The organism is Snuella sedimenti (assembly GCF_016428595.1).
Lineage (GTDB): Bacteria > Bacteroidota > Bacteroidia > Flavobacteriales > Flavobacteriaceae > Snuella > Snuella sedimenti.
In genome coordinates this window covers 277,643-299,190 of the sequence record NZ_JAELVQ010000001.1, presented here as the reverse complement: position 1 = coordinate 299,190, position 21,548 = coordinate 277,643, and the positions used below count along the sequence as shown (strand labels likewise).

General features: G+C 35.6%; 15 protein-coding genes. 7 read left to right on the top strand and 8 right to left on the bottom strand.

Going from position 1 to position 21,548, the window contains the following annotated elements; all coding sequences use genetic code 11:
• Positions 1-48 precede the first annotated feature (48 nt).
• Positions 49-1,260: a 2-oxoglutarate dehydrogenase complex dihydrolipoyllysine-residue succinyltransferase gene (odhB, locus tag JF259_RS01205; RefSeq protein ID WP_199112362.1), complete on the top strand. Its 1,212-nt coding sequence runs from the start codon at positions 49-51 to the stop codon at positions 1,258-1,260.
• Between the two features lie 219 nt (positions 1,261-1,479).
• On the opposite strand, the gene JF259_RS01200 is transcribed toward odhB, so the two are convergent.
• From JF259_RS01200 to JF259_RS01180, 5 genes are all read right to left on the bottom strand, one after another.
• Positions 1,480-1,932, bottom strand: a complete 453-nt coding sequence (locus JF259_RS01200) for a retropepsin-like aspartic protease family protein (protein WP_199112360.1) — start codon at positions 1,930-1,932, stop codon at positions 1,480-1,482.
• Positions 1,925-4,498, bottom strand: a complete 2,574-nt coding sequence (locus tag JF259_RS01195) for a CHAT domain-containing protein (protein WP_199112358.1) — start codon at positions 4,496-4,498, stop codon at positions 1,925-1,927. The genes JF259_RS01200 and JF259_RS01195 overlap by 8 nt, the downstream gene beginning before the upstream one ends.
• 28 nt (positions 4,499-4,526) lie before the next feature.
• Positions 4,527-6,479: a PKD domain-containing protein gene (locus tag JF259_RS01190; protein WP_199112356.1), complete on the bottom strand. Its 1,953-nt coding sequence runs from the start codon at positions 6,477-6,479 to the stop codon at positions 4,527-4,529.
• A 328-nt stretch (positions 6,480-6,807) separates the two neighbouring features.
• Complete coding sequence (locus JF259_RS01185; RefSeq protein WP_199112348.1) at positions 6,808-7,827, bottom strand: hypothetical protein; 1,020 nt, start codon at positions 7,825-7,827, stop codon at positions 6,808-6,810.
• Positions 7,828-7,906: 79 nt separating this feature from the next.
• Entirely contained in the window at positions 7,907-8,401 is a 495-nt protein-coding gene (locus JF259_RS01180; protein ID WP_199112346.1) for a hypothetical protein, read from the bottom strand.
• A 133-nt stretch (positions 8,402-8,534) separates the two neighbouring features.
• Here JF259_RS01180 and JF259_RS01175 point away from each other — a divergent pair, with 133 nt between their 5' ends.
• From JF259_RS01175 to JF259_RS01160, 4 genes are all read left to right on the top strand, one after another.
• On the top strand, positions 8,535-9,116 hold the full coding sequence (locus JF259_RS01175) for an RNA polymerase sigma factor (protein WP_199112344.1): 582 nt from the start codon (positions 8,535-8,537) through the stop codon (positions 9,114-9,116).
• Positions 9,117-9,121: 5 nt separating this feature from the next.
• Complete coding sequence (locus JF259_RS01170) at positions 9,122-9,856, top strand: tetratricopeptide repeat protein (protein ID WP_199112337.1); 735 nt, start codon at positions 9,122-9,124, stop codon at positions 9,854-9,856.
• Between the two features lie 65 nt (positions 9,857-9,921).
• On the top strand, positions 9,922-10,689 hold the full coding sequence (locus tag JF259_RS01165; RefSeq protein WP_199112335.1) for a TatD family hydrolase: 768 nt from the start codon (positions 9,922-9,924) through the stop codon (positions 10,687-10,689).
• Positions 10,690-10,692: 3 nt separating this feature from the next.
• On the top strand, positions 10,693-11,724 hold the full coding sequence (locus JF259_RS01160) for an asparaginase (RefSeq protein ID WP_199112333.1): 1,032 nt from the start codon (positions 10,693-10,695) through the stop codon (positions 11,722-11,724).
• 252 nt (positions 11,725-11,976) lie between these two features.
• Here JF259_RS01160 and JF259_RS01155 read toward each other — a convergent pair whose 3' ends face one another.
• The 3 genes from JF259_RS01155 to JF259_RS01145 all read right to left on the bottom strand — a co-directional run bounded on the left by JF259_RS01155 (position 11,977) and on the right by JF259_RS01145 (position 18,661).
• Entirely contained in the window at positions 11,977-13,569 is a 1,593-nt protein-coding gene (locus tag JF259_RS01155) for a SusD/RagB family nutrient-binding outer membrane lipoprotein (RefSeq protein WP_199112331.1), read from the bottom strand.
• 18 nt (positions 13,570-13,587) lie between these two features.
• Positions 13,588-17,313, bottom strand: a complete 3,726-nt coding sequence (locus JF259_RS01150; protein ID WP_199112329.1) for a SusC/RagA family TonB-linked outer membrane protein — start codon at positions 17,311-17,313, stop codon at positions 13,588-13,590.
• 190 nt (positions 17,314-17,503) lie between these two features.
• Positions 17,504-18,661 carry a FecR family protein gene (locus JF259_RS01145; RefSeq protein ID WP_199112321.1) on the bottom strand — a complete coding sequence of 386 codons (1,158 nt, stop codon included), beginning with the start codon at positions 18,659-18,661 and terminating at the stop codon, positions 17,504-17,506.
• Between the two features lie 190 nt (positions 18,662-18,851).
• Between JF259_RS01145 and JF259_RS01140 the strand changes: the two genes are divergently transcribed.
• On the top strand, positions 18,852-19,442 hold the full coding sequence (locus tag JF259_RS01140) for an RNA polymerase sigma factor (RefSeq protein ID WP_199112319.1): 591 nt from the start codon (positions 18,852-18,854) through the stop codon (positions 19,440-19,442).
• Between the two features lie 357 nt (positions 19,443-19,799).
• Entirely contained in the window at positions 19,800-21,266 is a 1,467-nt protein-coding gene (locus JF259_RS01135; protein ID WP_199112317.1) for an alpha-L-fucosidase, read from the top strand.
• Positions 21,267-21,548: the final 282 nt, after the last annotated feature.

Below are 21,548 nucleotides of genomic sequence, written 5' to 3'. Positions count from 1 at the left end.
CAAATTTAGAATAGATAGTAATTCAGAATACAATTAAAATTATAGAGAATGATTTTAGAAATGAAAGTGCCTTCACCGGGAGAATCCATCACAGAAGTGGAAATTGCAACTTGGTTGGTTGAAGATGGTGACTATGTAGAAAAAGACCAAGCTATTGCAGAGGTAGACAGTGATAAGGCAACTTTAGAATTGCCTGCAGAAGTGAGCGGTGTTATCACGCTTAAAGCAGAAGAAGGAGATGCTGTAGCTGTTGGTGCTGTGGTGTGTCTTATTGATACAAGTGCCGAAAAGCCTGAAGGTGATGCAGCTACAGATGCAAAGGCAGAAGCTGCTCCAAAGCAGGAAACGGCAAAACCGGTAGTTACTGCAGAAACAAAGACCTATGCGACTGGAGCCGCAAGCCCAGCTGCTAAAAAGATTTTAGCTGAAAAGGGGATTGATGCAGCCTCCATTGCTGGTACTGGAAAAGACGGTAGGGTTACCAAAGAAGACGCTGTTAAGGCCGTGCCTTCTATGGGGACACCAACCGGAGGTAACAGGGGCACTACGAGAAGCAAAATGTCTATGTTGCGCCGTAAGGTAGCGGAGCGTTTGGTAGAAGCTAAAAACACAACGGCAATGTTAACCACATTTAATGAAGTTAACATGTCGCCTATATTTGCGTTGCGCAATGAATATAAGGAGACATTTAAAGCCAAACATGGTGTTGGTTTGGGGTTTATGAGTTTCTTTACTTTGGCTGTAGTTAGAGCCTTAGAAATGTATCCTGCAGTTAACTCGATGATTGATGGTAAAGAAATGGTGTCTTACGATTTCTGTGATATTAGTATTGCGGTTTCAGGGCCTAAAGGTTTAATGGTGCCAGTAATTCGCAATGCTGAAAATTTGAGTTTTAGAGGTGTGGAATCTGAAGTTAAGCGTTTGGCCTTACGGGCACGTGACGGACAAATAACGGTTGATGAAATGACGGGAGGTACTTTCACAATAACAAATGGTGGTGTGTTTGGTAGTATGTTATCTACACCAATCATCAATCCGCCCCAAAGTGGGATATTAGGAATGCACAATATTATTGAACGTCCAATAGCGGTTAATGGTAATGTAGAAATACATCCAATGATGTATGTGGCATTGTCTTACGATCACAGAATTATAGATGGTAAGGAAAGTGTTGGGTTCTTAGTGGCTGTAAAAGAAGCTTTAGAGAATCCTATAGCGCTTTTAATGAATAATGATGTTAAAAAAGCACTTGAGCTATAGTAGATAGTGTTTTGTTAAGTTAACTTATAAGAAGTGCTGCTCTAAGTTGAGTAGCACTTTTTTTATACCTGTTATGTTTGAATTGGTATATACGGTAAATTCAATTAGTAATACGTGTATCTTTGATGGGAATTTTTCGTTAGTAAGTGTGCCAAATCTATATTTTAAATAGTCTCTTAGATTACGATAATAATGGGGGTGTAGGGCACTGATTTTAAGTTACAAATCGTATAATTTAAGATATAAGTATTTCTTGTCGTAATCAATAATCGCTTTTTCTTTTTTTAGAATGTCAGCTCCAATAATACCATCTACAGGTTTTGAATTATGGTTGATTAGAGCCGTATTTACATGGTCTAAATTAAACAGGACCAAAGGAATTTTATTGTTACGCCATTTACCAATTTTTACTTTATTTTTTTTAGATAGTTTCGTGTCCATATCAATGGCTCCAGCTCCTGCAGCTTTAATTTCAGAATCTTTAACCTTTAACTTAAAAGTTTCAATGGCATCAAAGCCAACGCAAGAGCTAGAGGCTCCTGTATCCAAAATAAAACGCCCTTTTACACCATTTATGGACGCTTTTATTTCAAAATGATTGGTCTTTGTTAGCTTCAGTTTTATTTTGGTGTAGCCTTTCTTAAGTAGAAATTGTTGTAGCGTTTCAGTCATTAGTTTTTAATTTCGGCATCAAAAGTACTGCAATTAGAATGATTACAATACTAATCCCCATATAAAAAAATAATAAGGAAAGGCCAGAATCTACCGGTTTACCAAACGAGCCATAAAAAACGAATGCACTCCAGTAATATGGTGATTTTTTTACATTGCTAATAGATTTATTACCCAGATAGTCGATTTTAGATATTCGGTTTGCGCGGAAGGCCAATTGATTGTTGTTGTAGTGTTTGTAAAATGATTGCATAATCTGTGAGGTAGATAGGTCATTTATTTGCCATAAGGAGATCAATAGGTTTTGCGCACCGGCATACTGGAAGCCGCGAGCCATGTTCATTGGGCCTTCCCCTTTGTAAAGCGTTCCAATTCCTGTTTCGCAAGCGCTTAAAACAACTAGGTTGCTATTTATATCACGGCTGTATAATTCATGTAAATACAGGCTGTCGTCATAAAAGTCAATGCTTGCAGGCGTAACAAAATCACCGCCACTAGCATGAGTAGACAAATGAATGGTACCGTAGTTTTGCACATTTTCTATAAAACTACTTTTGGTGGCAGCCTTCTTTAAAAACAGTTTGGAAGGCATCTCGCTCTGTATTGTTTTGGCTTCATTAATAGAGTAGCTTAGCTCTTTTGTACTGTTTTCAAATACAGGAAAGTATCCCAATAATTTGTTGTTCTTAGCTTTTACTCTCTCATTAAAATAAAATAAGGCGTTGGTGTTGTAAACTATAGTTTGTTGCTTTACAACATAGGGCATTTTAGAAAAGACAGTGGTATTTACGTGTTTGGTTAAAAGGGCTTCAAAAGGAACAAAATTTAACAGGCCATCTGGTATAACAATCACATTTTTTTCGGTTTTGACGGCATTAAAGTTTAATAGGTTGTATGCTTGATGGGCTAATAGCGTGTAACGTTTAATGTCGTTGTTTATAATGGCGGCGTTATCAAAAAGATGTATAAAGTCCGTGAGGTCTTTTTTTATTGTATTGTTTAAGGGGATTTTGAATAGGGCATTATCGGTATGGGAAATGATAAACTGATAAATGGAATTTCCTCCAAAAAAATAGTATACCAAAGTGGCTTTATCAGCTTTAAGCTTCTGCTGTAAGTCGCTTATAGATATTGAGCCGTTGTTTTCTGGGTATTTCTCTGAAATTTGAGTTTTCAGTGTTTTTAGTTGAAACGATAGGCTTCTTAACTTCTGACTTAATGCACTTATTTTTGAAGCTTGTGATGTTCCTAACTGTTCTTTTATTAATAAACTGGTTAAATGCTCCTGTTCTTTTAAAAGGGCAAATTCCTTAATTAATAGACTGTCATTGGGGTGTTTCTGTAAACGTTTCTTTTTTAAGAGGTTGTCTGTTAATACAGTCGCTTTGCTCTTTTCGGCGTATTGAAAAGCCCTAAATATAAATGTTTTGTCCTTAGAGTTATTATAGGCATTAAAAAGTAAACCAATACAGGTTTCGCTTCTATGCCTATCTGCAACTTGATTCTTTATTTTGCTTTCCTGTGAGGTCCAGTTGTTTCGTAGTAGTCTTGAAACAAAAAAACTGAGATCCAAACTATTTAAAGCCGTTGATGTATTGGTCTGTATGGACGCATATAAATCGAAAATATCAATAAATGTATTTTCTGCATACAATACTTCTTTTGTAGGCAGCCCCTCTTTTTTGTAGTTAGGAACTAATATGCTTAGAGCTGCTTTTAAACTTTTAGATGCCTTGTTAGGTTCGTTTAGAAGTATATGTAGCTGTGCTTCTTCAACATGAAACTTTGCTACTTCTCGAGATGTTAAAGACGTTGTTGTTAAAAACGCTTTTGCCTTATTGAAATGCTGTAATGCTTTTTGGTAATCTTCTTTTTGTAACGCAATGTAATAGCTGTTTTTATGTTTACTGAATTTAGAAGTGATAAAAGGACTGTAGTTTTCAATTAGTGCTTGATCAAATGCTTTTAAAGCAATTAGACTGTTAATTTTTGCAAGTTGTAGGTTTTCTTTTTGCGAAAGTGATGCTTCAGACAGTTTTAAGGCCTCTTCGGTTATTTTTAAGGCTATTTGGTGTTCACCAATGCTTTGGTATAATTTAACAAGATTAATAGTGCCTCCAATTTGATGGTTTGTCTGCTTTTTTTCTGTAGCAACAAAAATATAGTGTTTAATGGTGTTGGTAGCATTGGTGAAATCTCCTGTTTTTATGTATAAATTACCTAAGGGCTTCAGGCAGCTTTCAATAATGTCGAAATCCGATAGTGTACCGAGTTTATAGGCGCTAAATCTGTTTGATGCTTCTTCATAGGTATTTATGGCATTATTTAAATCGCCCAACTCATGTAGGTAATACCCTTTGTTACATTGTAAAAATACCAGAGCTAGCTGCTCATCTTTTGTTTTTACCTGTTTTTTAAATGTAGCCTCTTGGGAGCTTAAGGTTTTTAATGAAGTTTCATTTTTATTTGCAATGAACGTTTCGGTAGCGACATAAATACGTTCTTCTAAGTTTTGCGAAAAACCCAAGACGCTGTAAAAAAATAGAAGCACGTATAGTTTATTCATATGGATGGATTGTCAAATAGGTATATCCTTAAAATTTCCAGATAGCATAGAATTGCCAATAATTAAAATTATCTTTAAAGTTCAAGATATAGCGCGCACCTATACTTGGACCTATTCTAGAAAATCCGGCAGTAGCTTCTAATAGTAAGCTGGTTCTTAAGTTGGTAAATGTATTTGTTTTGTTGCTATGTGTTTCTTCAGAGCTTATAATAGGGTTTCTTGGATCGGTACCTTCAAAATCTTCTATTAAAATGGATTGCTTTTGCTTTTCGCTTAATGAAATGGTATTTTGTAGCCCACCACCGAGTCCTATGTAATTATTAAGGTTGTAACGCATTAAAACAGGAATATCCCAATCGATGTTTTCGTAAGTAGCATAGGAAGTTGTACGGCGTAAATGTTGAAACCCTTGAGCACCATCAACTATTTCCTCTCTAACGTTAGTATTGCTTTCGTAGTTATGGAAATTGTTCATTAATTCTACTTGCCAATACCATCTGTAAGATTTATAAGGGGATAGGGTAGCGCCCACAAAGTAACTTTCTGAATTTTTTAAGTCGCTAAAAGTATTATATCCTATTTTGGCTCCAATGGAAATACCGGGCAAAAACTTGGTGGTAGCATAGTTTGTGATAATGGGATCGTTTTTGTCAAAAATTATAGCAGTTTTGCTCTTGGTTTTTTTCTTATGAAAATCTTTGGCGAATTTAATGCTGTATTTTACAAAGCCTTTGGTGGAATCGTATTCCTTAACGTTTTTTTGTTCGCTACCGGGTAGATAAATATTTTTAAAGGTAAAAATAGCCTGTGTATCTGTAAAGGTCGTATCTAAGCAGCTATAGGATACTTCTTGTTTAGGGCATATTTCACACTTGGGGTACATCTCCAAAACCTTTAAGGTAGATTTGTCAAGCATTTCTGGGATATCTGTTTCTAACCGAATGGTTCGTGCTGGTCCTTCACCGTTATTTTGGAACTTAATTTTATATTTTAAGGTTTTAAAACGAACCAGTCTATAATTCATAAAAGTACCGTTGGATGCCATTTTATTGGGATCATGTGAGGTGACAATTTCCATTTCCATGTCTTTTATTTTGTGGTTGTCGTAATTCCCATCGGGAACATAAATACCCCTTACAGAAATAATCGCGCTGGTGTCCTTTACCATTTCGGGAGTGGTTTTAAGGCTAAAGAAAATATTGCGCTCTTCCTTAGGTTGCATATTGTCGAATTCTAAAAGTGTCCAGTTTTTGTAATAGGCCTTTGATTCTTCAATACTGAGAGGGAGGTTCATTTTTTCGGTAGAATCCTGTAAAATGGTACTTGCTTCATATATGTCGTTATTTAAAGTTGCTATATAGGTGCGATCATCATCAATGTTATTCGTGTACGCAAATGTATTGGAGGGGATGTTTTTTTCATTATAGTAGGTTCTGGTGTCTATTAAATTAAAGTTGTTCGCTTTGTATTTATGTTCGTTATAGAATAAGTAAAGCTTACCATTAGTAATATAATCTTTTGGGTTTTTGTATTGCATGATAAGAACCATTTCTTCATTGGGGACGGGCTCTCTATTACGTTTTAAGATGAAATCTTCATCCATGGCAGCCATGTCGCTGTATTCGGTAGTTACTGTGTTAATAGCTATCTTTTTGGGTCGTGTTGTGGGTGGCTTACCTGTATCGTAGTTGTTGGTAGCCCAAAGTTTTACTTCATATTCACCTGGTTGTTTATAAATGTGCTTTGGTTGTTCTTCAGTACTATAATGGCCATCGCCAAATTCCCAGTAATGTGTGTAAAATGCTTTTGGAGCTCCTGCAATTTGATTTAATTCAGGAGTTAACGGTATGAATGTTACTTCATTGCTTTTAATTTCATGTTTAATGGTCGCTACTCTTAAAAGGGTATCTTTTGTAGACGTTTGTTGCGCATAAGAACACACGAAGAGTATGCTAAATATAATAAAGAGGGGCTGTTTCATAATAGTTTTGGTTTAGTAATCCATAAATATACAAAAAGCGTAAATGTGTTAATTAACTTGAAAAGGTATAAGTTAAGCTTAATCTAAAAAGTTGCGTATTATAGTGCAGATGTTAGCAATTATTGCAATTGCTACAAGAATGGAAATGATTACTATAAAGTACTTCCTTTTCATTATATTTAAATGCCTGTAGTAGTGATATATACGAAGGCAATGTGCTTTATAGCCTATTTTAACCTAAAGGGTAAACCAGAAGCTCGAAAGCTTCTGGTTTTAAAGTAGATCTGCTAAGGGGCAACCACTAAAAGTAGGGCATCATGAAAGATGTTTAGGGTAAACCATTAATAATGGTTGTAAGCTGTGCTTCGGTTGCGATAGCCATTTCTCCTTCGGTAAACGTAATAACTCCATTTTCTTCTATGGTTACTGCTTGAATGGCATATTTCCAGTCATTACCATCTTCAGTAGCAAAAATAACATGACATTCTAGTCCAATGGGGATTTGTCCGTAATGTTCGCTAAACAACCCTGTACCAGCATCATAAGTGTCTAATTTTGCCAATCCAGTTTCTTCTCCATCATACGATAAGTATACAGCACTATTAGTGTTGTCGTATCCTTCAGGCACCCCTACAAGAATGGTGGTTTTAGGGCGGGGGTCATTGTAAAACCTATCAACGTTGGACCATCCAAATGATTGGAAAAAGCCGTAGTATTGATTGCCTTCAGCGAAAACACCGCCATCTTGACCATTTGCAGCATCACGCTTGTCTTCTTCCCAAGCAAGATTGCCTTCTTCGTCGATTATACCATTCCAAAGCACCATATCGTTATCTACACCTCCAGTTAAATCAGCAGGGATGGCCATTTGAAATCCACAGGTGGTTTCTAAAGTTGCGCCGTTTTGCGTTGCGTTTACATAAAATTCACCACCAGAAATTAACAGGGCTTTGTCGCCATTTGGTAATATGCCCATAGTGGGTTTGTTGGTAGTAAGCATGTTTCCTTTTTCAAAGAGTTCAACAAATTCAATATCTACGGTGCCAGTAACGGCATTTCCATTTAAAGTTAAACAGTTGCCATTAATGTATATGTTTACTCCTTTTTCAGAGGTTAAGGTAACGCCGCCGTCTTCCGCATTAAACTGAAAGGTTTGCGTAAGGTTTTCTAAAGCTTTTTCTTTTAGTTCGTTGAAGTCCTCGGCAGTTGGACGTATAGTTAACTCGTCATTGTCATTTTTTGTACAGCTAGTAAAAATACAAGCTGTTAATAAAAGTGTGCCTAAAATGTGTTTGCTCACGATATTTAAACTGTTTAAGTATCCGTGAAATTGTTTTGTGATTTTCATGATTATTGGGTTTTAAAATTATTATTCAAGTTTATATAAACAGGGCAACTGTTTTGTTACCCTGTATTGGTAATTATTTTTATTGTTGTGGTTGACTGATAATGATTTTGGAAACAATAACATCGCCGGAAGCTACCAATTGTATCATTTTTTTTGCATAAGCTTCATTCGAGGCATAGCCTTTGGCAAATCCGGTTGCAGTTTCAACTTCCCAGAAATAGTTTCTTTTTTCGGTACTATTAAGTTCGTTCTTTAAAACAAAGTAGCTGGCAATCTTTTTGTCTTTTACAATTTCTCCACTACTCGATAAAGCAATCATGTGTTTTGCTTTTTGTAAACTTAGGGCTGTTCCAGAATACGTTCCTTTATTGGTTTTTACTTCCCATTCGAATACTTGGGCAATACGATCTTTTGTGATAGCTGCAACTTCAATAGAAGTTGTGAGTGGCTTTTTGTCATTGGTAGCATTTAAGTTTATTATTGATAATGCTACAGTTGCGATAATTAAAATTGATTTTTTACTCACGTCATTAATATTATTTAAATGTTCGTGAAATTTCTTTGTAATTTTCATGATTTCTAAATGTTTTAGATTAATTAAATTTTCGTTTAGCATTTTGCTATACACCCTTATATCAAAACCGTTTAAAAATTGTTACCCATGTGTCTCAAAGTTTTTTTACTTTAGTAGCAAAGACAAGGTGTTAATGAGCGAAAAAAAAGTACACGAAGACCAGAAATACATCAATGGCTTGTTGGAAAACAACTCATTTATTATTCAGGCTATTTACGATAAGTTTGTACCCAAGGTGGTTAATTATATTAAGCAGAATAGTGGAAGTGTAGATGAAGCACAAGATGTTGTTCAAGACACTTTAATAACTATTTACAATCAAGCTAGTCAGAAAAAGTTAACGCTTACTTGTCCGTTTGACGCTTATTTTTTTCTGCTTTGTAAACGTAAATGGCTAAATGAATTGAAAAAAAACGCAAATAAGGAGGTAACAATTAATGAGGAAGTTTTATCTAAAGGTGACGACGTTCAGGAGTTAGTGTTTGAAACAGTATTGTTTGGCGAAAAAGAAGCTTTATTTGCCGAAATGTTTCAAAAATTGGGAGCAGCCTGTAAGGATTTGTTAAGAGCAACTTTTAAAATAAAATCAATGGAAGAAGTTGCTGCAAGTTTAGGCGTAAGTTATGCTTATGCTAGGAAAAAGAAATCTTTATGTATAGGGAAGCTAACAGCATTAGTTCAGGGCTCGCCAAAATTTAACCAACTTAATTCGTAACTGTCATGGAAGAGCAAGATTATACAGCATTTGAAGCTTACCTCACTAATGAGTTGTCGCAAGAAGCACGCATAAATTTTGAAACTAGGTTAAAAGCTGATGCCGAATTCAACAAGGCATTCAACACCTATAAAGAACTGTCTGCTTTTTTAGCACATACCTTAGAAAATGAAACGCCATCAGAGGCTTTTAAAAGTAATCTGGAAAATATATCGAATACACATTTTAGTAAATATAAAAAGCAGAAAACGGTTTTTGCCTTAAGGCCTTGGCAGTATGCTGTAGCAGCTAGTATCGTGTTGCTAATTGGGATTTTTATGTTTGATAACCTGTCGAATCCTCAGTTTAATGACTATAATAATTATCAAACAATAAGTTTAACCGTTAGAGGCGATGATTCCGAATTGATTAAAACAGCCGAAATAGCATTTAATACAAAGGATTTTAATAAAGCGAGTAAGGCTTTAAATAAACTTATCGCCTTAGACGCCGAAAATGCCGAATTGAAGCTTTATAGAGCTATTGCCAATATTGAGTTGAATGAATTTGATAAAGCAGATACTGAACTAGAAGGTATAACTAAAGGCAATTCGGTATTTAAGAATAAGGCTATTTGGTACTTAGCTTTAAGTAAGTTAAAACAAAAAGATTATAAAGCCTGTAAGGCTGTTTTAAAGACGTTGTCCGAGGAAGCCGAAGATTTTGAGCGTGCTCAAAAGCTTTTAAGTAAGTTAGATTAGTTAAGAAACCTAATAAAAATATAAAAGTCATCTGTTTAAACAGATGACTTTTATATTTTTACCCCATGATTATTACCGATACACATACGCATTTATACAGTGAGGCTTTTGATGAGGATCGAGCCGAAATGATGGTGCGCGCAATTGAAGCTGGAGTTTCTCGATTTTTCGTTCCAGCTATCGACTCCACTTATACCGAAGCAATGTTGCAATTGGAACAAGATTACCCCGAGCATGTTTTTTTAATGGCAGGATTGCACCCTACCCATGTAAAAAACAATTATAAGGAGGAGCTGGCCCACGTAGAAGATTTACTTTCCAAACGAACTTTTTATGCCGTAGGTGAAACTGGTATCGATTTGTATTGGGATAAGTCTACGCTAGGGATACAACAAGCAGCTTTTAAGCACCAAATAAAGTTGGCAAAGCAGTATCAATTACCTGTTGTTATTCATTGTCGAGATGCCTTTGACGAAATATTTGATGTTTTAGAAACAGAAAAAAGTGATGATCTTTTTGGAATTTTTCACTGTTTTACGGGTAGTTTGGAACAAGCACATAGGGCTATGGGGTATAATATGAAACTGGGTATTGGCGGTGTTGCTACCTTTAAAAATGGAAAGATCGACCAGTTTTTAAACCAAATAGACCTTGAACATATTGTTTTAGAAACCGATGCGCCATATTTGGCACCTGTCCCTTATAGGGGAAAACGAAATGAAAGTGCTTATGTGAAAAACGTGTTGGATAAACTAGCTGAAATATATGGTGTTTCAGCTGAAGAAATTGCCAAAATAACCACTGAAAATTCCAAAGCCGTATTTAAAATTTAAGTTATGAGCCAGTCCAAACCTAATATATTGCTTATTTATACCGGAGGTACCATTGGTATGGTTAAAGATTTTAAAACAGGCGTACTGCGAGCCTTTGACTTTAAAAGTTTGTTAGAACGTATTCCTGAACTGAATTTATTGGACTGTAATATTGATACGGTATCCTTTAAGGAACCTATCGATTCCAGTAATATGAATCCAGGTTATTGGGTGCAAATAGCGGAATTAATTGAAGAAAATTATGAGGTTTTTGATGGTTTTGTAGTGTTGCATGGTAGTGACACCATGAGTTATACAGCCTCTGCTTTAAGCTTTATGTTGGAGAATTTAGCGAAGCCTGTTGTGTTCACTGGATCGCAATTACCTATTGGTGATTTGCGTACCGATGCTAAAGAGAATTTAATAACCTCCATTCAAGTTGCTTCTTTACAAGAAGATAATAATCCAATAATACAAGAGGTGTGCTTGTATTTTGAATATAAACTATACAGGGCTAACAGAACCACTAAAATTAATGCAGAACATTTTGAGGCTTTTGCATCATTAAATTATCCCGAATTGGCGACATCGGGGGTGCATTTAAAATTAAATAAGGACTATTTATTTAAGCCTAATACAAAGAAACGTTTATTGGTTCATAAAAGAATGGATACTAACGTAGCGCTCATTAAGTTATTTCCAGGAATTTCAGAAGCACTCTTGAAAAACATTATCGCAACCCCCAATTTAAAAGCCGTAATTCTGGAAACTTATGGAGCGGGTAACAGTACTACCGAATCTTGGTTTGTTAATTTGCTAGAAGAAGCAATATATAAAGGCATCTATATTGTTAATATTACGCAATGCTCAGGAGGAAGTGTAATAATGGGACATTATGAAACGAGTAATCAGTTGAAGAACATCGGTGTTATTTCGGGAAAGGATATTACAACCGAAGCCGCTCTTAGTAAGTTAATGTACATGTTGGGGCTAACTGTTTCCCAAAAGGAGTTTAAAACCATGTATGAAACGTCGTTAAGAGGGGAGATGTCTTAATTTAAAGGTGGAATTTCTGATGGAAGAAACAAATTGTAATAAAAAAGGTAGCGAATAGCTACCTTTTTTATTGAACTCATCTTGACTTTTCCCAATTGGTTAAAAAATTGCTCTTTTGAGCCTGCTTTTCGTCATTTTCTCATTCCGTAGCCCTGCTATGCAACTTAAAAATGCCTTCCATCAAGCTCAAAATAGCTAATTTTCACTTCAATCAAAAAAGTCAAGATGAGTTCATTAATTACAAAGTATCTTTTAAGGTTGAATCCAAATCTTAACTTTTTCTGAGTCCGTACCCCCTGTAATCGCAGTCCAATTGGTGCGATTTGTTTCTCTTTCGGAAGGGGGGTAAGTCAATCTGTTAAAATCAGAAACTAAACTAGTAGACGGTAATGGTACATTAGGCGTCGCATTGTTAGTTCTTCTTTGCAAATTCCAAGCTTCAAGTGGTTGATGTATCATTGCAATCCAGCTTTGCTTATAGATTTGGCTTAAGGCAGTCGCTGCGTCTGCACTATAAGCTACTTCGGGATGGCTTAACATATCGTTTAGCTCTGTTGCTGTTGGTGCTGCCGCTGCCGGCTTATTTACTGCCCAAATTGAATTGTAAGCATGGTTATACCAAAAATTTACAGATGCTGTAATACCCTCTTCATAAAAAGTCTGCGCCATTGCGGGGTTAGGAGAAACACCTGCCAAACCTCTGTTATAGATTTCAGCTTTTAAAAAGCTTATTTGCGAACCTGTTATAATGAATTGAGGTATGGTATGATCTTGCACGTAGTACACGTTAAACGTTGCAAAGTTGGATCTATTTGAATTCCAATCCGAAAGTCTTCCTCCAATATGAGGATCTCCAGTTACTGTTGGTGTATTTGTGTCGGGAACCTGTGGGTAAGGGATCCACTCATCATCTTCATTTGGCTCAAAAAGAATACTGCATCTTAAGTCATAAATACCGGAGCCATCAACTGCATTGGTACTGGACATAGCATTAAACATGGTAGACCCCATGCGCATATAGGAATTACCTCTAAAAAAGCCTTCTCTGTTATTTAGTATTGTAGTTACTCCCGGATCTAACCAAACATTTTCATCGGCGGCTAATAATGGTTTTGTTAAGGCATCGGCAATAATAGGCTCCGCAAAAGAGGCATCTTTGTCTACCATTACCATGGCGTATCTTAAACGCAACGAGTTTGCAAATTTTACCCACTCGCTAACATCATTACCAAAAAGAACATCAGAAGCTCCTATTGAAACCTGTGTTGCGCTTGTGGACAAATTATCCATAGCCCAAGTTAAGTCGTCAATGGCGGCATGCATAATAGATTGCTGGTCATCATAAGTTGGTCTGAAAGCCGAGGTGTCAAAGAAACCTTTACCAGCTTCGGTATAAGGCATATCACCATAGAGTAATGTATTCGCCAGTGTTTTATAGGCCATAACTACTTTCGTCATAGCTATAATATTTGTCATAGAAGAAGGGTCTTCTTCCTCAGCAATTAAATGTTCAATATCATAAGCATTGGCTAAATTTTTATAATAGTTTTGCCAAGGTTGGGTTGTATTATCATCTAAGCGATATCCGGATGCTGAGTACATAGCCGCTTGTTGGTTCCATTGGTATAACCAGGCCACAGGAATTCTATAATGCGCTCCTGTTTTTTGTAACGACTGTAATAGGCCGGCAAACAACCCCGGGACGTTAGCTTCGTATATGTTGGCTTCATAATTTTTATTAATGTCACCAAAATCGTCATCACAAGAATGTATGGATAACAAACCTAGCATCAGGAGCATGGTACAGGCCCCTCTATATATTGTTCTTATATTATTTATCTTCATTGTTCTTTTTTTTAGTTATTAAAACCCTACCTTAACATTAAAACCTACTGACCTTATGCTTGGGAATGCAGACCATTGTAAGCCTTGTCCGTTTCCAGTTCCATTTATACCTTCAGGATTTAACTTCTGTGGCAATGTAGTATACAAATAGAATAGGTTTCTTCCGACTAAGGAAACAGACATGTTTTGGAATATTTTAGTTTTGTTTAAAATATTTTGAGGGACGTTATAAGTAAGAGAAAGTTCTCTTAATTTTATCCATGAGTTTTCAAAGACTGATAAACTTCTAGGTCTGTTTAAGTGAGACCATCCAGCATAAGTAATCCCATAGTAATACACTGGGTGTATTACGCGATCATTCTCTTTATTATCATCTACATTGTACCCTTCCATGATCATACCTACATTAGCCGTAGTACCATCAGGGTATGTATAGGGTAAGCCAGCGCCGTCTTGTCTTGCAGCTGCTGTTTCTGGTGCCAAACCACTTCCCATTGCCACGGCATGGTCTACAGAATAAATATCGCCGCCTAATTTAAAGTCCATTAAGGCACTTAATCTGAAGTTTTTGTATCTAAATACATTTCCTAAACCTCCGGTTAGCTTTGGAGCGGCATTCCCTATCTTTTGAACTTCATTCGATACTACATACTGGGTGCCAACAACCTCACCACTTCCATCTTGATTATAGATATTGGTTACTTGTCTTCTGCCTTGGTCATCCAATTCAAAATCGGTTCCATAAATGGTTCCATAATTTTCTCCAACAGAAGCTTTCATAAAGGCTCCCAAACTACCAAAAACGGTAGCAATTTGTTGCTCTTCAACACCTTCTCCTAATGCTACCACTTTGTTGGTGTTTTTAGATCCGTTTAATGACACATCCCAAGAAAAATTTTCGTTTTTGATTACTTTGGCATTAACTATAAACTCAAATCCTTTGTTGGTAAGTTCTCCAGAGTTAATAGTCACCTTGCCTGCTCCGGAAGCTAAAGAAATAGCCGATGTAATAATTTGATTTTCCGATTTAATGTCGTAATACGTTACATCAAAATTGATTCTATTATTAAATAAGCCTAAAGCCAAACCAACCTCTTTTGAAACCGATGTTTGAAAGGTTAATTCCTGAGGTGGAATAACATCAGGTCGTGAAATAGTTGTTACATTGCCATAAGCACTGGTAGTATAGGTATTGTCCAATTGGTAAGGATCCGCAGCATTGGCACTTTTCCCTAATGCAAATCGTAAAGCGCCATAGTTGAGCGTGTTTTCAAAGTTTCCTAGATCCAATGCTTCGGTAAATACAAACGACGTACTTGCCGATGGGTAAAAGGTAGAATTATCATTTTTTGGTAAGGTAGACGTATAATCTTGTCTTCCCGTTACTTCTAGAAACAAATAATCTTTGTAGGATAGGTTTAAAAATCCTAGATATGAAAATGATTTAAGATCATATCTCGTCTCACTTATTCTGGTATTATTTCTATTGGTCCAATTTGAAAGTGAATATACATTAGGTACTTTAAAAGGTCCTAGGTTTTCCCCTTTCACTCCTGATGAATTGGTTGAATAGTTGTTGTACCCTAAAGTAAGACTGGCATTAAATCCATCCGTTAAGAAATCATCTTTATGAAGGGTAGCCATGATATCTGTATTGTAGGTTCTGGATTTGCTTACTGTTTTTCTAAAAGACCCGCCATTCAATCCATTGGAATTTAGTGTGTTGTTTGTTTCTTCGAATCTTGTTCCTAATAAATCTGCCGATGTTCTTACAAAAGCATTTAACCAGGGGGTAATTTCAGCATTTACTTTTATTGTAGATAAGAACTGATCCCTCCATAAGCGGTCATTGTTTTCATAAAGATCCCAGAATAAATTTCTACTATACTCGGCATGGGGATAGGCTCCTCCAAAATCTACTCTGTAACCATCATATAAATCTTCTCCATAATACAAGTCTTTTTCAAGACCTTTATATTCTCTCGACATACCATAAATATTAAACTTGGTCCAAGAATTATTAGTTCCAATTTCCGGAGTGTTTAATCTGAAATTTTGGTTATAGGCAGCGTTGATATCTGCACTTAATACCTCAGAAATATTGACATGGGACCCTAGTGAGAAACTATTACTCTTATAATTTGTGTTTTCTACAATAGCATCCCCTTCTTTGTGTACATACCCAACTCTAATGCTACCAAAATCACTAGCCGATGAAAACGATAAATTATGGGTTGTTTCCAGACCTTGCTTAAACATGTACTCTCGGTTGTTGGGCTGCGGGGAATAAGATCTTGTTTCGCCATCCCACCATAAGGCCTGGGTGCCATCTAGTCTTGGTCCCCATGAAGAGCCTGCTCCAAACCAACTAAAAATATCCCAGGTGTTATAGCCTCCAGGTACCGTGCCGTGAAACGAGTCGATTCCTGATGCTCCCGGGTAAGGGTTACGACTCCAGGCTTGTGGGTATAAAATGGCAGGAAAGTTTTCTCCTGTAGCTGTTTTAGGTAATTGAGGATTGGCTGTAAATAACCCAGCTCTAAAGCCGCCACCAAACTCATTTTGAACATCCGTAAATCGATAAACGTCTGAAATGACGCTAGAGACATTATATTTTATCCCGACACCTTCTCTTTTAGAGCCTTTCTTCGAGGTAATTAGAATAACACCATTGGCTCCCCGAGCTCCATAGAGAGCAGCGGCACTAGGTCCCTTTAACACGTTAATGTCTTCTACTGTACTCATGTCTAAATAACTCAAATAGTTACCCCAATCTCTATAGCCATCTTGGTTATTGCCTACATTGCCTTGTTCTAGTTCCGTATTTTCGACAATGGCGCCATCAACAACGATTAAAGGCTGGTTTCTGCCAAATAAGCTATTGTTACCCCTAATTACTATGCGCGAAGAAGCGTTTCCTATACCGTTAGAGGTATTAATATTCAAACCTGCAATCTTACCTTGCAACCCTTGTGCAACATCTACTGGAGCTGCTATTGTGACTTCTTCTGCTTCGATTTTTTGAACCGCATAACCTATCGATTTTTTCTGTCTTTTAATACCCAATGCCGTAGTAATTACTACTTCATTTAGCGTTTCCTGGTTTTGTTCCAAAGCTACATCAATAACAGTTTTGCCATTCAATGGGATTTCTTGGGTATCATAGCCTACAAAAGAGAATAATAAAACAGCATTGGCATTGGAAACCCGAATGGTGTACTGACCATCGAAATTGGATGAGGTACCATTTGCGGTCCCTTTTACGATAATATTGGCACCAGGTAGAGGAACACCGTTAGTGTCGGTTATGGTTCCGCTTACTTCTATTTGTTGATAATTAAGGGAATTGCCTTTGGTTATCGACGTGCTCTCTAAACTGTTTGGTTTAATTATTATTTGTTTATCCAGGTAAACAAAAGAAACATTAAAATCTTGAAATAGTTTATCCAGTACATTAGAAAGCTTCTTTTTCTTTACAGACAAACTCACAACTTTATTAGGGTAAAAGACATTCTTCTCATACAAGAATTTGTAGTCTGTTTTCTGTTCAATTTCGTTTAAAACATTTAAAATAGTTACGTTATCCAAATCTAATGACACTTTAGTATTCTGACTAAAAGAATCGTTAGCATAAATTTGAAATAACGAAAGTACTAGTAACAGAGAGGTTAGTTTCATTTTTAAACTAAAATTGGGGATTGTCTTGTTGTTGGGTATACCAATCCCTTTAATGAATTTTTTCATACTTTTGTTTCGATTTAATTAAGTGATTAGACATTTTTTAGATCATTTTATGAAATCGGAGGATGTTGCAGCATTTTCCGATTTTTTTGTGGTTATTGTAAAACATAATTGTATATGTTTTACGAACATAAAATGATTAATTGCTTTGATCTTTAAGTTTAAGTCAGTTTTTAATCATATAATTTTGTGTTTAAGGGTTAATAATTATTTCTTTCTCTTCTATTTTATATGTGAAAGAAGCGGCTTCACTCAGACTTTTCATGACTTGAAATATATCTTCAATATCAAATCTGGCGGTAAAATATCTGTCTTCGAGTGCCTTGTGATTATTTACAAATGTCACATCGTATTGTCGCTCTAATTTTTTTAATATATCATTAAATCTAACTTCATTAAGAATAAGTCTGCCTTCAATCCAGGCAATGTGTTGTGCGATATCTGTTTTGGTAATATGGAGTTGTTTGTTGTTTTTGTTCCAAGCGGCCATATATCTGGGCTCTAGTAAAGAGGAAGTGGAAGGTGAATATGTTTCATTCTTATTGTATAGACTTACAGAACCTTCTACCAAAACGGTGTTTATATTGCCATCTTCTGGATAAGAAGATACATTAAATTGAGTCCCAAGAACCCTTATGTTTAATTCATTAGAGTTAACAATGAAAGGTTGCTTAGAATCTTTAGTTACATTAAAGTACGCTTCACCGTTTAAAAAAACCTGACGATTAGAACCTTTAATAAATCTCACAGGATACTTTAACGAAGAACCTGCATTCAAATAAATATGTGTGCCATCAGACAGAATAACATTAAACCTTCTGCCATAGGGAACGGTAAGTGTGTTATAGGTTAATTTTTCTATTTTAGAGTCGTTTACATATGCTAGTTGTTTCCCTTTTTGTATGCCTACCATGCTCCCATTGGTACTAAAAATTTGGGCAGATTCATTCTCATCAATCGTTTTTAAGGTGCCATCTTCTAATTGTAAGGTAATTTTATTTTCAGGATCTGGAATGCTGTTTGATGAGTCTACTAGAATGCCTTTCTGGTAGAAATAACCAATACTTAAAAAGATAATGGCCACTGCAGCATATTTAAATATGGAACGTAATTTCTTTTTATACGTTCTTGATTTGTCTTTTCTAATCTCTTTGAAAAGAAATTCTTTTAGGTGTTTAGCATCTGGATCCTGCATACTGAATGTTATTGCGTAATGATCTTTTGCGAATTCTTTGAATTGCGCTTTGTTATTGTCAGTTTTAATCCATTCAATGAGTTTGTCCAAATCTTTTGCATTGGCTGATTTGTTTATATACTTTACAATTAAATTTTCAATTTCTTGTGGAATCATTACGCCTTATCCTTTCTTCTTTTATATTAATTACAATGCGAATTCGTAAAACCCTAACTTTTTTTGTTATTTTTTTTGCGTATTATCATTTTTTTGGCTTTTTTACACACTGAAGTGATTTAAACTTTTACAAATTGGCTAAAAAATTTAACCACTTCAGTGTTTAGCATTTATTTACTTCAATAAGCTTATGTATAAAATTTATCAAGACAATGCTGAATTAGTAAAAGACCTAAAAAATGGTCGGGAAAATGCTTATTCATTTTTAATACATACCTATCATAAAAAACTGTTTGTTTATGCTTTAAGTTTAACAAACGATCAGGCTATGACACAGGATATTATACAGAATGTGTTTTTAAGAACTTGGGAGTTTAGGGATAATCTTAAGGCAGATTTTTCTATTAAGGGATTTCTGTATAAATCGGTTTATAATGAGTTTATAAACCAGTACCATAGAAATCAATCTATTTCGGTTTTAGAAAAAGTTTATGTTGAAGCTATAACCGAGGAAGTTAATGATTTCAATCAGGAGCTCTTTGAAAAGAAAATGAGTTTAATTAATAAGGAAATTGAGGGGCTACCCTCTAAATGTAAACAAACATTCCTTTTAAGTAAAAAAGAAGGTTTGACGAATATTGAAATAGCTGAGTATTTAAATGTTTCATTAAAGACCGTTGAAGCGCACATTACAAAAGCATATTCTATTATAAGAAAAAGAATAACGAAAAAGACCCACAGTGTGCTGTTCTTGCTTTTTGGAATAAGAATTACTTCTTAGTAAAACTCAAAAGATGAAACGAACATTAAGAAATTTTAAAAATTACTTCACAAAAGGAAATGTTTAAAAGTTTTAATGAGAGAACGAGTGTAAGGAGTGGTTGCACACGTTCTTAATTTTATAATTACAATGAAATAAATTAATTACTAAAATTTAAACGTGTGAAAATTTATTAATGGATTATAAGTTGTTTTACTTAAGGCAAAAACAGTATCAATTCACGCAATTTTAAGTGTAGGTTATTATCTTCTTATAGTGTTATTTTAGGAGTTGTCAAAAAGTTTAGGCTTGTACTTAAATAAGGAGAAGCAAGTTGAGTAAAACATTAAACTTTCATCTTTACCAAACCTAAATATTATGGGAAATCGATACATTAGCTTATTAATAGTAATAATAACATTATTTTTCGGATGCGAAAATAAGGGAACTCAACCAAAACCTTATGGCGCCTTGCCTTCTGAAAGACAATTAGCTTGGCATGAATTGGAAACCTACGCTTTTCTACACTTTACAACAAATACGTTTACCGATCTGGAATGGGGGTTTGGAGATGAAAGCCCCGAAATTTTTAATCCTAGTAATTTTGACGCAGATCAAATTATAGGCACTTTAGCGAAAGCAGGTTTTAAAGGCGCTATAATCACAGCTAAGCATCATGATGGGTTTTGTTTGTGGCCTTCGTCTTATACTGAGCATTCAGTGAAAAATTCACCTTGGAAAAATGGTAAAGGTGATGTGGTTCGTGAAATTTCTGAGGCTTGTAAAAAGTTTGGGGTAAAGTTTGGGGTATACCTTTCTCCTTGGGATCGTAACCATTCAGAATACGGTAACGAAAAGTACGTTGCATACTATCGCAATCAGCTAGAAGAGCTGCTTACTAATTATGGTGATGTTTTTGAGGTTTGGTTTGATGGTGCCAACGGAGGTGATGGTTATTATGGCGGTGCTAATGAGACGCGTAAGATCGATAGAACCAGCTATTATGGTTGGGATAAGAATATAGATATAGTAAGGGCCCTGCAGCCTAATGCAATAATGTTTAGTGATGCAGGACCAGATATTCGTTGGGTCGGCAACGAACATGGGCATGCAAAAGATTCCAGTTGGGCTACGTATACACCGTTGCCGAACAAAGGATTTTTAAAGGCATCGGCTGGAACTACTCAATATTGGATTGGTGAAACTGGGACGATGAATGGAGAGTATTGGATGCCTGCCGAGGTAGATGTTTCCATACGGCCAGGATGGTTTTACCATGCCCATGAAGATGAAAAAGTAAAGAGCTTGGATGATTTACTGGAGATATACTTCCATTCTGTAGGTAATGGCGCTTCGTTAAATTTAAACGTTCCGCCAGACCGAAGAGGTCAAATACATCCGATTGACTCTTTGCGTTTAATGGAATTTAAAAATTATTTGGATAGAGCCTTTGCTAATAATTTGCTACAAGGAGCTAAGGTGCATTCAAGTAATAACAGAGGGAGTGATTTTAGTACGAATAACCTTTTAGATGGATCAAATAAAACCTATTGGGCTGCTGAAGATGCAACAACAACAGCAACTATTGATTTTGAATTAAAAGGAGAAGAAACATTTAATTGCATCATACTCCAGGAGTACATTCGTTTAGGACAACGTATCAACGATTTTTCAGTTGAAATTCCAGATGGGGAAGGTTGGAGCGAGATAGCAAGCGCATCGACCGTAGGCTATAAGAAAATAGTTCGTTTTAATTCTGTTACATCTAATAAAATTCGGGTCAATATAAAAGGTGCTTTGGCTTGTCCGACCTTAACAGAAGTTAAATTATTTAATATAGAATAAATTCTCAGCAGATCTACTTGGGCTTCGTCAAACTGCTGTAAATATTGTTTTCAATCACGTTTTAGAGGTAGTAATTAGGCTTGTATTGTCTATGTAAAAGATTTATAGCATGTAAGTTGTTAGGTTTTTATGCTTATTTTATTATTTTTGTTACAACGTTTGAACAGATTAAGGATAAGCCTTTTTTATATGTGTGAATTTAAAGTAAAAATGATATAAAGCGTAGGCTTGTCATAGAGATATTACTGTTTAAAGCAAATACAGTAATACTCATTGCAATAA

What these genes read in the sequence shown, in the direction of transcription:
- odhB (WP_199112362.1), top strand. Translation starts at nt 49, where the DNA reads ATGATTTTAGAAATGAAAGTGCCTTCACCGGGAGAATCCATCACAGAA.
- JF259_RS01200 (WP_199112360.1), bottom strand. Translation starts at nt 1,932, where the DNA reads ATGACTGAAACGCTACAACAATTTCTACTTAAGAAAGGCTACACCAAA.
- JF259_RS01195 (WP_199112358.1), bottom strand. Translation starts at nt 4,498, where the DNA reads ATGAATAAACTATACGTGCTTCTATTTTTTTACAGCGTCTTGGGTTTT.
- JF259_RS01190 (WP_199112356.1), bottom strand. Translation starts at nt 6,479, where the DNA reads ATGAAACAGCCCCTCTTTATTATATTTAGCATACTCTTCGTGTGTTCT.
- JF259_RS01185 (WP_199112348.1), bottom strand. Translation starts at nt 7,827, where the DNA reads ATGAAAATCACAAAACAATTTCACGGATACTTAAACAGTTTAAATATC.
- JF259_RS01180 (WP_199112346.1), bottom strand. Translation starts at nt 8,401, where the DNA reads ATGAAAATTACAAAGAAATTTCACGAACATTTAAATAATATTAATGAC.
- JF259_RS01175 (WP_199112344.1), top strand. Translation starts at nt 8,535, where the DNA reads ATGAGCGAAAAAAAAGTACACGAAGACCAGAAATACATCAATGGCTTG.
- JF259_RS01170 (WP_199112337.1), top strand. Translation starts at nt 9,122, where the DNA reads ATGGAAGAGCAAGATTATACAGCATTTGAAGCTTACCTCACTAATGAG.
- JF259_RS01165 (WP_199112335.1), top strand. Translation starts at nt 9,922, where the DNA reads ATGATTATTACCGATACACATACGCATTTATACAGTGAGGCTTTTGAT.
- JF259_RS01160 (WP_199112333.1), top strand. Translation starts at nt 10,693, where the DNA reads ATGAGCCAGTCCAAACCTAATATATTGCTTATTTATACCGGAGGTACC.
- JF259_RS01155 (WP_199112331.1), bottom strand. Translation starts at nt 13,569, where the DNA reads ATGAAGATAAATAATATAAGAACAATATATAGAGGGGCCTGTACCATG.
- JF259_RS01150 (WP_199112329.1), bottom strand. Translation starts at nt 17,313, where the DNA reads ATGAAAAAATTCATTAAAGGGATTGGTATACCCAACAACAAGACAATC.
- JF259_RS01145 (WP_199112321.1), bottom strand. Translation starts at nt 18,661, where the DNA reads ATGATTCCACAAGAAATTGAAAATTTAATTGTAAAGTATATAAACAAA.
- JF259_RS01140 (WP_199112319.1), top strand. Translation starts at nt 18,852, where the DNA reads ATGTATAAAATTTATCAAGACAATGCTGAATTAGTAAAAGACCTAAAA.
- JF259_RS01135 (WP_199112317.1), top strand. Translation starts at nt 19,800, where the DNA reads ATGGGAAATCGATACATTAGCTTATTAATAGTAATAATAACATTATTT.